This window comes from Solibacillus ferritrahens (assembly GCF_037027585.1).
Lineage (GTDB): Bacteria > Bacillota > Bacilli > Bacillales_A > Planococcaceae > Solibacillus > Solibacillus ferritrahens.
Genome location: NZ_JAXCLE010000001.1, coordinates 337,294 through 350,274, shown reverse-complemented (window position 1 = coordinate 350,274; position 12,981 = coordinate 337,294). Strand labels below are relative to the sequence as shown.

The window sequence follows — 12,981 nt, the reverse complement described above, 5'->3', positions numbered from 1 at the left end:
GTGATAGCGAAAGAATGGAAGATATTAATCCACATCAACCTTTTGTTGCATCCCTTAATATTTTGCAGCCTTCCTTAACCTTTTACGGACAGTCAGGTGAATTAATCACGACATGGGTTTTCGAGAAAGGATATACAGGAGCAGTATTAATTGGATTTGATCAAGTATTGCTATACGGCTATCAATTGCAGCATGCGGATATTTTACAGCTTTCATCTGGGAAAAAGGTGAAGTCCATTGAAGTAGGATTAGGAATTACAAATGGTTATTATGATGAAGATACGAGCCAACTATTTTTAACAAATGGCAAAACAAATGAACTAATAAGCTATACCGAAAATGGGCAACTCAAGAAAAAAGTTAAGTTGCGCAATTATCCAATGTCAATGGCGGCGTCGAAAGATTATTTATATGTGATAAATTATAAAGATACCGTGTTATCTGTCGTACATAAAGAAAACTTAGAGGTAATCGATGAATGGCCAGTTTCAACATCTTCCCAAGGGTTGTATGTCTCGCATGAGCATCAGGAATTATGGGTTGGGGGTCATGGAATTGGAAATAAACCGAATAAATTCGTCCGTGTATATAATTTAAGTACAGGTCAGTTAAATAGAGAGTTCACGCTGCCTTTAATGCCGATTGCTTTTTCGAAAGCGGATGAAGATATCATTGTATCGAGCCACGGTTCCAATACAATTTATCGTGTTACGGCAGATGGTGATATATTGTGGCAACAGGATATTGGGGCAAATCCATTTGCAGTTGCCCAATTTCAGGATAAGTTGGTTGTTGCGGGATATGATGATCATACGCTTTATTTTTTAGATGATGGTGAAATTCAAAAGCAGGTTAAAACAAAAGAGGGACCTTTTCAATTGCTCGTAAGGGGGGATAGTCATTGACAACTATTTTAATAGTAGATGATGAAGAAAATATGCGCCAATTAATCGATGTTATTTTAACGAAATCCGGATTTCAAACGGTGCAGGCAGCAAATGGCGCTGAAGCATATTTTATATTGTCCCAGCAGCAGGTGGATTTAGTTTTGCTTGATGTGATGATGCCAGGGGAAGATGGATTTGCTGTTTGTGAAGCAATGCAGGCTATGGCAAAAGTTCCTATTATTTTTTTGACAGCCCGCGATGCAAACGAAGATAAGGTAAAGGGTCTAATGATAGGGGGCGATGATTATATTGTCAAACCCTTCACTGCCGATGAATTAGTCGCGCGCATATTTGCGGTGTTAAGAAGGGTTGGAGCAGTAAGTGAACAGCCACCAATCCAATACTTGCGCCGAGGTATCTTAAAAATGGATGAAGTTTCACGGAAAGTATACATCGAACAGGATGCCGTATTGTTAACTTTAAAGGAATTTGAGCTTTTGCATTTATTTATGTTAAAACCGGGTATCGTCTATACGCGCGAGCAACTTTTGGAACGAATTTGGGATATTGATTATGCAGGTGGAGCTCGTACAGTGGATACTCATATTAAAACATTGAGGCTAAAATTGAGCAAAAAATCGAAAGAAGCGAGTGAATACATCCAAACAGTATGGGGTGTAGGCTATCGCTTTGAACATACGACATGAAAAAAATATCTTCAAAGCTCTGGCTATTAATGGTGTTATTTTTAAGTGCAACCATCATCTTTATGTACATATTTACAAACTTTTTATATGAACAGCTTTACGTGGAAGATACGAAAAGCACAATGATTGAAACAGGTGAGAAGCTACAGACGAAATATAGTGGAGGCAAAGTATCGGATCAGTTAATCGCCGATATTGAACAGTTTGCCGCAATGTCTAATCTTGAAATATTCGCTGTCCGAAACCCGAGGGAATTAAGTGCATGTGTGCCATTTGATATTGACTATGATGCATTAATTGGACCGGATGAGCGGAAACAATTACTGCTAGGGAATGCTGTAACAAAGATAGGATATGAGGAGCGGTTTGATCGGCAAATAATATCAGTCATTCTCCCGTTTACAGATCAAAATCGGCTAGAAGGCATTCTTTACATCTATTATCCGTTAGCCAAAATTTCGGAATTGGCAAAAGAAGAAGTGATTTTACTCATAACAGGGGCAATTATGTTTTTGCTTGTAGCGGGCTTTTTCGTCTATCAAGGAATGCGGAAAATTTTACAGCCATTAGACACATTGCAGCATGCCGTAAATCAAATGACTGCTGGGGATTACAATGTACGGGTCAATGTTTCAGTAAATGATGAAATTGGGCATTTATCTTCCGCTTTCAACCAAATGGCAGATGCAATTCAGCAAGATGACGAAGCACAAAAATCCTTTTTAGCAACAGTTTCACATGAGCTTCGTACACCGATTAGCTATGTAAAAGGGTATAGTGAAGCCATACAAAAAGGAATAATCGATGAAGCTAAGCGGGATGAAGCGATTCGGTTAATTGCGAAAGAAGCTACAAGGATGGAGCGCCTGACGAATGAACTCATGCAGCTGGCACGTAAGGAAGACAGCCAGGCAGAATCGTATTTTGATATGCTTGTCTTTGCAGAAACTATCCGTGATGCCATTCGTTTAGTACAACAAAAGGCAAATGAAAAAAATATTCAATTTGTTCAACAATTAAATGAAGAAATAATTGTCATTGGTGATGAAGAAAAACTAAAGCAAGTTTTTATTAACATCCTTGAAAACGCAATACACTATTCAACTGATCATTCTAGCATTCGTGTAGAATCTTCTATAGTAGAATCATATGCAGTTTTAACGATTACTGATTATGGGATAGGTATTCCACCTGAAGATCTGCCTCATGTGACGGAGCGATTTTACCGTGTGAATAAAGCGCGGAGCCGATCAGACGGCGGAAGTGGTCTAGGATTATCGATAGTGGAGCAAATTGTCAAACAGCATAAAGGAAAATTGAAAATCAAAAGTATATTAGGTGAAGGGGCAGCCGTAAGTGTCATGTTCCCTTTAATGGAGGAAGAATGATGAAAAAATGGTTATATAGTTTAGTTGCAGTACCTTTCGTATTATTCGGTTGTGGTGATGAAGAGGTGGAAACACTAGATACCGCTGAAGTGCCGGCATTTGTCGATGTACAAATTCAAACTGCAGAGCAATTAAACGCAGGAGAAGCCGTTCAGCTTGCAGCACGTGTCACGCAGGAGGAAGAAGCTGTGAATGACGCACAGGAAGTAAAGTTTGAAGTATGGGAGTCCGGGTTTAGGGATGATGGAGAGATGTTGGACGGGCAACTAACAGAGGATGGAATATATATGGCTGACTATACATTCGGTCATGATGGAGTATATTATATGTTTGCCCATACGACGGCTCGCGGAATGCATGTTATGCCAAAGCAAAAGCTAATTGTAGGAAATCCTGATATGAGTAAAGTAGTCGAAGATACAAGCTCGAATTCAATGGAACATGGGTCAAGCCATGAAGGTGATGAAGAGGATGAAGAAAAAGATGAGCATGGACATTAATTGATTGCAAAATGAAATGAACGGTGTATAATAATGACTGGATGACCGATGTGGTATTCTGGTCATTTTTGATTTTAAAATTAATTATTAGAATGCTACTTTTTTTGAGGAGGTGGATTTATGGATCGTCGACATGAAATTCTACTGGGCGCAACAAAGTCTTTTACTTTATTTGGCTATAAAGCAACAACGATTGAACAAGTTGCTAAAATTGCTAATGTCGGGAAAGGGACAATTTATACGTTTTTCAAAAATAAAGAAGAGCTGTTTCAGGAAGTGGTATTCCATTTAATCAATGAAATGAAGCACGAAACAGATCGGCTAATTGATACAAATGCAAGCTTTATGCAAAATGCGCATACAGCATTGATGAAAATGCTGCAATTCCGCGAACGACATTTACTGTTTGCTAAACTAATAGAAGAGGAAACAGCGCTAGGCACTCCTGAAGTACAGCAAATGTTGTTGAAAATCGAATCGGAAATCATTTCATATGTATCAATGCGTATTCGTAATGGCATTGCAAAAGATGAGATTATTGAATGTAACCCTGAGCATGTAGCCTTTTTGTTGTTTAAATCGTATTTAGCTTTTATTGTAGACTGGCAGTTGACACATAATGAGCCACTCAACGAACAAGAAATTTTGACATTATTCAGCGAAACCCTTTTCAGAGGTTTGGCAAAGAAAAAGTAATAGTCACTTCCTAGTGGAGTGGTTTCTTTTTACCAAGAAATGACCAAATGACGATTTCGGTCATATAGTTTTAAAGGAGGAAATTAGTGTGATAAAAGCAGAATGGCTGAAGATCTTTAAAACAAAGAAAATGCTTATTTCAGTTATTGCCGTTCTTTTTGTTCCTGTCATGTACAGTGGGATGTTCTTATGGGCATTTTGGGATCCATATGCTAATTTAGAAAGCATGCCGGTAGCCATTGTTAATGAAGACAAAGGGGCTATGATGGATGACAAAACAATGGAGCTCGGTCAAACATTGGTCGACAAGCTCATAGATAGTGAGCAGTTCCAGTTTGAGGAAGTAGATGTAAAGGAAGCAGACCAAAAATTATTGGATCAAAAATATTATATTTTAATTAAAATTCCGGAAAATTTCTCGGAGCATGCAACAACATTATTAGATGATCAACCACAAAAATTGGTTATCGATTATATTCCAAATGAAGGCTTTAACTTTTTAAGTGCACAAATTGGTGAAACTGCAATGGACCGCATTAAGGCGGAAGTAAATATGCAAGTTTCAGCAACATATGCCGAAAAGTTATTTGATTCCATTACACAGCTGGGTGACGGTTTTGTCGAGGCGGCAGATGGTGCAGGAGAACTAGATAAAGGTGTTGCGAAGCTGGCAGATGGCGCTGATGAGCTGAAGGGCTATTTAGAGCAATTGGCATCAAGTACTGTTGAATTGTCAGACGGTACAGGCACATTAACAGCTGGTGCGAAAAATGCTGCGGCAGGTGCAAAGGAATTAGCAACAGGTGTAGCAAAAATTGCTGATGGTAGCAATCAATTGTCAGCAGGAGCAAAATCAGCAGCAGATGGCGCGAATACTCTGCAACAAGGTATTGAAAGCTATACAAATGGTATAGATCAAGTAGCAAACGGTCAAAAGGAAATTACATCAGGCCAAGCAAGCTTAGTAGAAAGCTTGAAGTTGCTAACACAAGGTACAGCAAACATTGATGACAAAGTTAAAGCGTTGGCAGATGGATCTGCAAATGTAGCAGGTGGGATGGATAAATTAGCGAGCCAATTAGAAGCTATCCTTCCAATGCTACCAGAAGAAAATCAAGAAGCTTTAAAAACAGCACTCGCACAGTTACAAGTTGGCAGTAAAGAATTAAGCGGTGGTTTAGGTCAGTTACATGAAGGCGTAAATGGGCTTGATGATAAAATTGCCATGATTAGTGAGGGTGCGAATAAATTAAATGCAGGACAACTAGAAGTAAATGCCGGTGTTGCACAATTAAAGCAAAATTCGGCACAGCTAGTTGCAGGAGCTAGTTCATTATCTGAAGGCAACACAACAATTGCAGGGAAATTAGACGAATTAAGCAAAGGTGCATTGAATGCCGCAACAGGTGCCAACTCATTGGCGCAGGGTTTAAACACATTAGTGGATGGTTCTAATAAATTAAGCGATGGCACAAGCTTATTAGCTGAAAAATCAGGTGAGTTAGCGCAAGGTTCGACTACTTTAGTAAATGGCACGAAAGAGTTAAAGGATGGGACGAAAACATTATCTGGAAAGTTAACAGAAGCAAGCGAGAAAGTACAAGTTAATCCAACTGAAGATACGTATAATATGGTAGGCTCTCCTGTGGAAATAGAAAAGGAATCAGTAAATCACGTACCTAACTACGGTACAGGTTTTGCACCATACTTCATTTCATTAGGATTATTCGTTGGAGCATTATTAATTTCAATCGTGTTCCCATTCGTTGAACCAGCTATTATACCGAAAAACAGTGCAAGCTGGTTTATAAGTAAAGTGACGGTATTAATCGGTGTAGGATTAGTGCAATCCTTCATTACGATTGCAATTGTCGTTTGGGGGCTTGGTCTTGAGGTCAATAGTATGCCACTATTTATTCTGACAACGATTTTAACAAGCTTTACATTTTTAGCGATGGTTCAATTATTAGTGTCATTGTTCGGCGATCCAGGACGATTTATTGCAATTGTTGTACTAATACTTCAATTAACAACAAGTGCGGGTACGTTCCCAATCGAGCTAGTACCGGAGCAATTGCACTTCTTTAATAAAATTTTACCAATGACATTCTCTGTGCAAGGCTTTAAAGCAGCTATTTCAACAGGTGATACAACATTCTTGATGTTCAACTGGTCGATTTTAGGTACAGTAATGTTCTCATGCTTGGCAATCACATTCAGTTATTTTGCATTACTTTATAAAAAACGCTATTCAAAACATCATACAGAAGCTTAGAGATAAGAAGCATGGATTCAAGGGTAACCCGAATCCATGCTTATTTTTTGCGGACAGAAAAAACCACGAGCATTGAGCGGGCTCGTGGTTCATGTAAGCTATTATAGGTTCATCTTTTATCTAAGATGAAGGTTTGAAATAATGCGAATTAAACAGTGTGTAAAAATTAAAGAGAGTTACATTTATCACAATTGTTGCTGTAGCACTCGCTTTGTTCTTCGATTTTATCACCGCATTGAACGCAAATTTTATCAGGTAAATTCTTGAAAAATTCCACTACGTTTTCTAACATTGTGCATGCCTCCTTTAATGTTCTGTTATATTACTTCTGTTTATATTATGTATTGTATTATAACAGATTTAATTCGTCAACACAAATGGCCCATTTTAAGTTAAAATAAATTTGGACATATTGTGAAGGAGAGAAGCCCCATGTATTTTATCGATAACAAAGGGATTACAGATCCACGCATTAACTTGGCGATAGAAGAGTATGTATTAAAGAATATGGATATTGAAAAAGATGATTATTTACTGTTTTACATTAATCAGCCTTCAATCATTATCGGGAAAAACCAAAACACAATCGAAGAAATTAATACGGACTATGTAGAAAAAAACGGAATTATTGTTGTGCGACGCCTTTCAGGTGGTGGCGCAGTTTACCATGATCTTAACAATTTAAACTTTAGCTTTTTAACGAAGGATGATGGGAACAGTTTCAGCAACTACAAAAAGTTTACACAACCAGTTGTGGATGCACTTGCGAAATTAGGAGTAAATTCAGAGCTATCGGGTCGTAATGATATTTTGGCTGAAGGCAAGAAAGTATCGGGCAATGCACAATATTCAACTCGTGGCCGAATGTTTAGTCATGGTACGTTAATGTTTGATCTGGATATAGATGCTGTTGTTAATTCACTTAAAGTTAAACAGGACAAAATCGAATCTAAAGGGATTAAGTCTGTGCGCTCGCGTGTCGCAAACATAGTTGATTTCCTACCTGAAAAAATTACAGTTGAAGAGTTCCGCATGGAAATTTTAAAATCGATTTTCGGTGGGGAAGAAAACATTAAATATTATGAGCTTACGGAAGAGGATTGGGGAAAAATCCATGAAATTTCCAAAAGCCGCTATCAGTTATGGGAATGGAATTATGGCAAATCGCCACGCTTCAATATTCAAAAGACTAAGCGATTTCCATCAGGCGGTTTAGATATTCGTTTAGATGTAAACAAAGGAGTTATTGAAGACGCAACAATCTTTGGTGATTTCTTCGGTATCGGTGATGTGGAGGAAGTCGCACAATTACTGATCGGCACTAAATACGAACGTGGTGCAATTGCGGAAAAGCTAAAAAATATTGAAATTCCTACTTATTTTGGTGGGGTATCTGAAGAGGACTTCCTTCAATTAATATACTAGCATCCAGTGTATCGCATCATGAGGTTGTTTAAAGAGGGGGCTCCTAATTTCGAGAGCTCCTTTTTTTTGGTACAATAAGATAAACTCAAAAAGATTTTTTAAGTCCATCTTATTGCGGTGAAACGTTGCCGCTGCAGGAACGATGGATTATTTAAAATGATTAGGTATTATTATTTGATAACCTATTGAAAAGGAGGTCATTCAGATGGAAAAGCATCGAATTTTCATCGTAGAGGATGATCCAAAAATAGCTTCTCTATTAGCAGATACATTAAGGAAATATCAATATGATGTGGAGACGATTGATGACTTTGATTTATTGGTCGAGCAATGCATGGCATTTTCACCACATCTGATTTTATTGGATATAAATTTACCTTCTTATGATGGATATTATTGGTGCCGGAAATTAAGGCAATTTACGAAATGTCCAATACTGTTCATTTCTGCACGTTCTGGAGAAATGGATCAAATTTTCGCATTGGAAAATGGTGGGGATGACTTTATTACGAAGCCATTCAACTATGAAATTGTACTTGCTAAAATTCGCAGTCATTTACGTCGTACATATGGTGAATATTCCACAAGACAGGAAGAGCGAACAGTTGTACAAGGTCAGCTCACTTTATACTTGGAACGGATGGAACTTCAGTTAAGAGATTTGGTCATTCCTTTGCAAAAGAAGGAATGTATTATTTTGGGTTTATTAATGGGACAAGCACCAAAAGTAGTGTCGCGAGATCATTTGCTGGAGGAACTATGGGATGATCAAGCATTTGTCGATGAGAATACATTGAATGTGAATATGACTCGTGTTCGGAAAAAGTTAGCGGATTATGGAGTGAAGTCAATGATTGAAACCGTGCGCGGGGCAGGCTACCGCTTTTTATTAAGTGCGGAGGAAATGTAATGGCAATCAAACTATTTATTAAGGAGCATCTTTCCTATATTATTTTCCAAATTGTACTGACATTATTTTTACTATCATTATTTTGGCTGGATGGGTTTCGTGACATCAATACCGCTATTTATGCCATTGCTATTAGTTTTCTTCTTATTCTTTCTTTTCTAGTTGTGAGGTATATGCTAAGACGCCGATATTTAGCGAAGATTTCGGTACTGCCAAGTACAATGGAAGATGCGCTTCAAAAAAATGCGAAAACGTATGAATATGCAGTGACAGAACAGTATTTACATGAACTGTACCGGCTGTATCAGCATGAAGTACAGGTACTGTATGCGACTCAATCGCGGCAATATAAATTTATGAATCAGTGGGTCCACCAGATGAAAACACCAGTGTCGGTTTTGGAGCTGTTGTTGCAGCAGGAAGAGGAGCTTGATAAAAAAAGTGTCCAAGAGGAAGTGGAGCGTTTAAAGCGAGGTCTTGAAATGGTGTTAATGCATGCGCGATTGGAAAATTTCGCCGACGATATGCAAATCATGAAAGTACCGCTTAAATCCGTTGTAATGGATACTATCAATGAGAATAAACGTTTATTTATTACGAATCGTGTCTTTCCGGAAGTAAACATTGATGAAGATATAATAGTAATGAGTGATATAAAATGGCTTCATTTTTTAATTGAACAATTTATTACGAATGCAGTTAAATATACATTTGAACCAAATAAGAAAATATATATTACGGTAGTACAGAAGGAAAACCAAGTGCAATTATGTATACGGGATGAAGGAATTGGCATACCGAAAGCTGATTTGTCCCGAATTACGAAAGCATTTTATACTGGGGAAAATGGTCGGAAAACTGGTGAATCTACCGGTATGGGGCTTTATATTGCAAAGGAAATATGCGATAAGCTCGGTCATCAGCTCGTTATTACTTCAGAAACAGGTCAAGGCACACAGGTAGAAGTGGTATTTCAATCTTAGGGGGCGTTCGATGGTACACATTGGAGACTGGAAATTAGCGGTAGATGTAGAAAAAACAAAAACGGCATTTGAATTTAACAGCTATCGTTGTATGAGTAAGGAATGCCACAATTTTGTAGAAGTGTGTGAAAAACATTTAGAACATATCGTACTTGATTTCGCTAAGGAGCTCGGTATCGATCTTTCAAAGCCAAGTCAACTTGAAAGCCATCAAGTAAACGACAATACAGCTATTATGTATTCAGGGAAATACCATATTATCGGTGAAATTGTGGAAGGTGAAGTCGATGGATGGGATATCATAATAGGAGAGTATTGTTTTTCGCTAACCGATGAAATGGATCACGTTCCAATAATCATGGACGGTCCTATTATCGAAATTAGCTTTGAAGTTGTCCTGCCTTGGGTGATAGAAAGTAATATACTCGTTTAAAAGGAGTTACTATGCCAATTTTACAAATACAGGAAGCAACGAAAGTGTATGAAGGAAAAGTGACGAAGCGTGCACTAAACCAACTTAGTTTTGAAGTGGAAAAAGGTGAGTTTATAGCAATTATGGGTCCCTCAGGCAGTGGTAAAACAACACTGTTAAATATGGTCTCCATGATTGATACGCTTACTTCCGGAGAGATTATATTCAATGGAATGAAACCTCAAAAGCTGAATAGTGAAGAGCTTGCATTTTTCCGTCGACGTCAGCTAGGATTTATATTTCAGGATTTCAATTTGCTTCCGACTTTGACGGTAGAAGAAAACATTATATTGCCGTTAACGCTTGATGAACAGCCAATTGCCGTAATGGAAGAGCGCTTGCATCATTTAAGTGAGCTGCTCGAATTAACTTCTATTTTAGTAAAGCGTCCAAATGAAATATCCGGTGGACAAGCGCAGCGTACTGCGATTGCTCGGGCATTAATTCATAAACCGATGCTTGTTTTAGCGGATGAACCAACAGGCAATTTAGACTCGAATGCGTCACGAGAAGTATTGGAATTATTGGGAAAAATGAATCAAGATAATAACACCACTATTTTAATGGTGACACATGATCCAATCGCAGCGAGCTATTGCGACCGTGTAATTTTTATTAAAGATGGTGAGTTTTTCAATGAAATCTATAAAGATGACCGACGCCAAACATTTTTCCAACGAATTTTAAATGTATTAAGTTTATTGGGGGGACATGTCGGTGACTTTTCTTCAATTCGCTTACCGTAACGTTTTCCGGAATTTTAGAAACTATGCTGCTTTTTTTATGGCCAGCTTTTTCAGTGTTTTTGTTTTTTTTATCTATTCAATGTTAATGTTTCATCCTGAAATTGAAAGTGGTTTTTTAGGAGAAGTATCAATTGCAGGGATGGTTGTTGCTGAAATTATACTTGTTCTATTTTCATGGTTTTTCATTTTTTATTCAATGAGGGCCTTTTTAGAGGCGCGTTCAAAGGAATTTGCGATATTGCTGCAACTTGGGATGGATCGCAATCAACTTGGAAAACTGATTATTATCGAAACGATGACAATCGGTATATTCTCATGCATTTCGGGAATTATTTTTGGCTATGCGTTTTCTAAGTTTTTCTTTATGATTGTTCGTGAAATTTTAAACTTAACTGCGTTGCCGCTCTATTTATCATGGGAGCCGTTTGTGCTGACGTTATTTGTTTACTTGAGTGCGTTTATTGTAATTTCGACAATTAGTATTATGTTTACTCCTGACATTAAAATTAGGAATTTGATTAGGGGTCCCAAATTTGTTGATGTTGTAGCGACCTATTCAAAACGTAGTGCAATTTTAGGAATTGTCCTTATTTTATGTGGATACAGTTTAGCACTTATTACAACAAAATCATCCATTTTTACGTATACGCTGCTTATCCCAATCTTTGTAACTTTTGGGACGTATTATTTCTTTACCGATACAACGCTTTTTATTATAGATAGTTTGAAGAATCGCAAGCTGTTTTATTGGAAAAGGGCGCGTATGTTGGCGATAGCCGAGCAAGTGCATATTTTACGTGTGAATTCTCGGATGTTCTTCATCGTTACCCTTGTTTCCACACTTGCTTTTTTAACGGTAGGCGTATTATCTGCGATGTCGTCCTATACTTCCCAATACGATAAGCTCAACCCGATTGGGCTTATTTATAAAGGGGAAATGGATAATCCTTTTGAAACTGCGCATATCCTCTCGATTATTGATGAGCTTGAAGATAGTGGAATTAGTTATCAGATGACTCGTTTTACTGTAGTACGTCAAACATCCACCTATACCTCGAATCCGGTAGAGGTCTTTCGGGAAACCGATATTAACCATTTACTGTTTTCCTATAAATATCCGCTTGTTAGTTTAACAAGTGGGGAAGCGATGTTCATTCCGTACTCGGAAGATTCGATTGAGACATTGGAGGAGAAGGTTGTCGAGACGGTTTTAAAGGAAAACAATATTAACTTGACGATTGATAGTGTGTATCCGAAAATGTTTTTCCCCACAGCGATTATTAGCAGTAATGCGATTATAATCAGCGATGAAGACTTTACTCGTCTAGTGCATGATTTTGAGATGACACCTGTTGTAGAGCCGGGTTATCATCTATTTACTTTTGATATTCCGAACTGGACTGAAACTGACAAAATTGGTCTTGGAATTCAGCAAATGGTCGCTAGAGATTATATTTTAAATAGTGAATATACACTCCCGTTTTATTTTGAAAATGCAGGTTTAAATTATTCTTATATATTAGCTACGTATTCTTTGTTAACACTCGTTGGTATATTAGTAGTAGCTGTATTTTTATTGGCATCAGGAAGCTTTGTTTATTTCAAAATTTATGCAAACTTGGACCGGGAGAAAAAACAGTTTGATATGCTCATAAAAGTCGGCTTAAGTGATAAAGAATTAAAGCGGCTTATTACACGGAATTTAGTCATTCAGTTCTTCCTGCCATGGGGTTTAGCCTTTATCCATAGTGCTTTCGCGTTCTATGTCGTCCAAACCGTATTAAACGATGTGATGAATTTATCGATTGTAAAGGAAGTTGTATTTTCATTTACTTTGTTTGCAATTATCCAAGTCGTCTATTTCTATTTAATAAGATGGCGGTATTTATCGCATGTTCGAGGATGAATGATATAGAAAAAATATGATTTTAGTACAATATTTTGGTATGAGCGAGATTTTTGTATTGTTTTATTAATATACTTATTTTATAA

General features: G+C 37.5%; 13 protein-coding genes. 12 read left to right on the top strand and 1 reads right to left on the bottom strand.

What is annotated here, in order from left to right; translation table 11 throughout:
- Positions 1 to 14 precede the first annotated feature (14 nt).
- The 6 genes from SNE38_RS01795 (at position 15) to SNE38_RS01770 (ending at position 6,453) form a co-directional block, all read left to right on the top strand.
- Positions 15 to 905, top strand: a complete 891-nt coding sequence (locus SNE38_RS01795) for a YncE family protein (RefSeq protein ID WP_336045763.1) — start codon at positions 15 to 17, stop codon at positions 903 to 905.
- Positions 902 to 1,594, top strand: coding sequence for a response regulator transcription factor (locus SNE38_RS01790; RefSeq protein ID WP_191704416.1), 693 nt, complete (start codon positions 902 to 904; stop codon positions 1,592 to 1,594). The genes SNE38_RS01795 and SNE38_RS01790 overlap by 4 nt, the downstream gene beginning before the upstream one ends.
- On the top strand, positions 1,591 to 2,982 hold the full coding sequence (locus SNE38_RS01785) for a sensor histidine kinase (protein WP_191704415.1): 1,392 nt from the start codon (positions 1,591 to 1,593) through the stop codon (positions 2,980 to 2,982). The genes SNE38_RS01790 and SNE38_RS01785 overlap by 4 nt, the downstream gene beginning before the upstream one ends.
- Positions 2,982 to 3,482, top strand: a complete 501-nt coding sequence (locus SNE38_RS01780; protein WP_191704414.1) for a FixH family protein — start codon at positions 2,982 to 2,984, stop codon at positions 3,480 to 3,482. The genes SNE38_RS01785 and SNE38_RS01780 overlap by 1 nt, the downstream gene beginning before the upstream one ends.
- A 120-nt stretch (positions 3,483 to 3,602) precedes the next feature.
- A complete protein-coding gene (locus SNE38_RS01775; RefSeq protein WP_191704413.1) occupies positions 3,603 to 4,178 on the top strand; it encodes a TetR/AcrR family transcriptional regulator in 576 nt (191 codons plus the stop codon).
- Between the two features lie 88 nt (positions 4,179 to 4,266).
- Complete coding sequence (locus SNE38_RS01770) at positions 4,267 to 6,453, top strand: YhgE/Pip family protein (protein WP_191704412.1); 2,187 nt, start codon at positions 4,267 to 4,269, stop codon at positions 6,451 to 6,453.
- Positions 6,454 to 6,619: 166 nt separating this feature from the next.
- Here SNE38_RS01770 and yhfH read toward each other — a convergent pair whose 3' ends face one another.
- Positions 6,620 to 6,745 carry a protein YhfH gene (gene yhfH / locus SNE38_RS01765; RefSeq protein ID WP_008406441.1) on the bottom strand — a complete coding sequence of 42 codons (126 nt, stop codon included), beginning with the start codon at positions 6,743 to 6,745 and terminating at the stop codon, positions 6,620 to 6,622.
- Positions 6,746 to 6,885: 140 nt separating this feature from the next.
- Between yhfH and SNE38_RS01760 the strand changes: the two genes are divergently transcribed.
- The 6 genes from SNE38_RS01760 to SNE38_RS01735 all read left to right on the top strand — a co-directional run bounded on the left by SNE38_RS01760 (position 6,886) and on the right by SNE38_RS01735 (position 12,895).
- Complete coding sequence (locus tag SNE38_RS01760) at positions 6,886 to 7,878, top strand: lipoate--protein ligase (RefSeq protein WP_191704411.1); 993 nt, start codon at positions 6,886 to 6,888, stop codon at positions 7,876 to 7,878.
- A gap of 205 nt (positions 7,879 to 8,083) precedes the next feature.
- Complete coding sequence (locus tag SNE38_RS01755) at positions 8,084 to 8,788, top strand: response regulator transcription factor (RefSeq protein ID WP_191704410.1); 705 nt, start codon at positions 8,084 to 8,086, stop codon at positions 8,786 to 8,788.
- Positions 8,788 to 9,771, top strand: coding sequence for a sensor histidine kinase (locus SNE38_RS01750; protein WP_191704409.1), 984 nt, complete (start codon positions 8,788 to 8,790; stop codon positions 9,769 to 9,771). The genes SNE38_RS01755 and SNE38_RS01750 overlap by 1 nt, the downstream gene beginning before the upstream one ends.
- Before the next feature lie 10 nt (positions 9,772 to 9,781).
- Positions 9,782 to 10,204 carry a hypothetical protein gene (locus SNE38_RS01745; protein ID WP_191704408.1) on the top strand — a complete coding sequence of 141 codons (423 nt, stop codon included), beginning with the start codon at positions 9,782 to 9,784 and terminating at the stop codon, positions 10,202 to 10,204.
- A gap of 11 nt (positions 10,205 to 10,215) precedes the next feature.
- Positions 10,216 to 10,989: an ABC transporter ATP-binding protein gene (locus SNE38_RS01740; RefSeq protein ID WP_191704407.1), complete on the top strand. Its 774-nt coding sequence runs from the start codon at positions 10,216 to 10,218 to the stop codon at positions 10,987 to 10,989.
- The gene (locus SNE38_RS01735) at positions 10,961 to 12,895 is read left to right on the top strand and encodes an FtsX-like permease family protein (RefSeq protein ID WP_191704406.1); all 1,935 of its coding nucleotides are present in this window, start codon (positions 10,961 to 10,963) and stop codon (positions 12,893 to 12,895) included. Before SNE38_RS01740 ends, SNE38_RS01735 begins: the two co-directional genes overlap by 29 nt.
- The last annotated feature ends 86 nt before the right edge of the window (positions 12,896 to 12,981 follow it).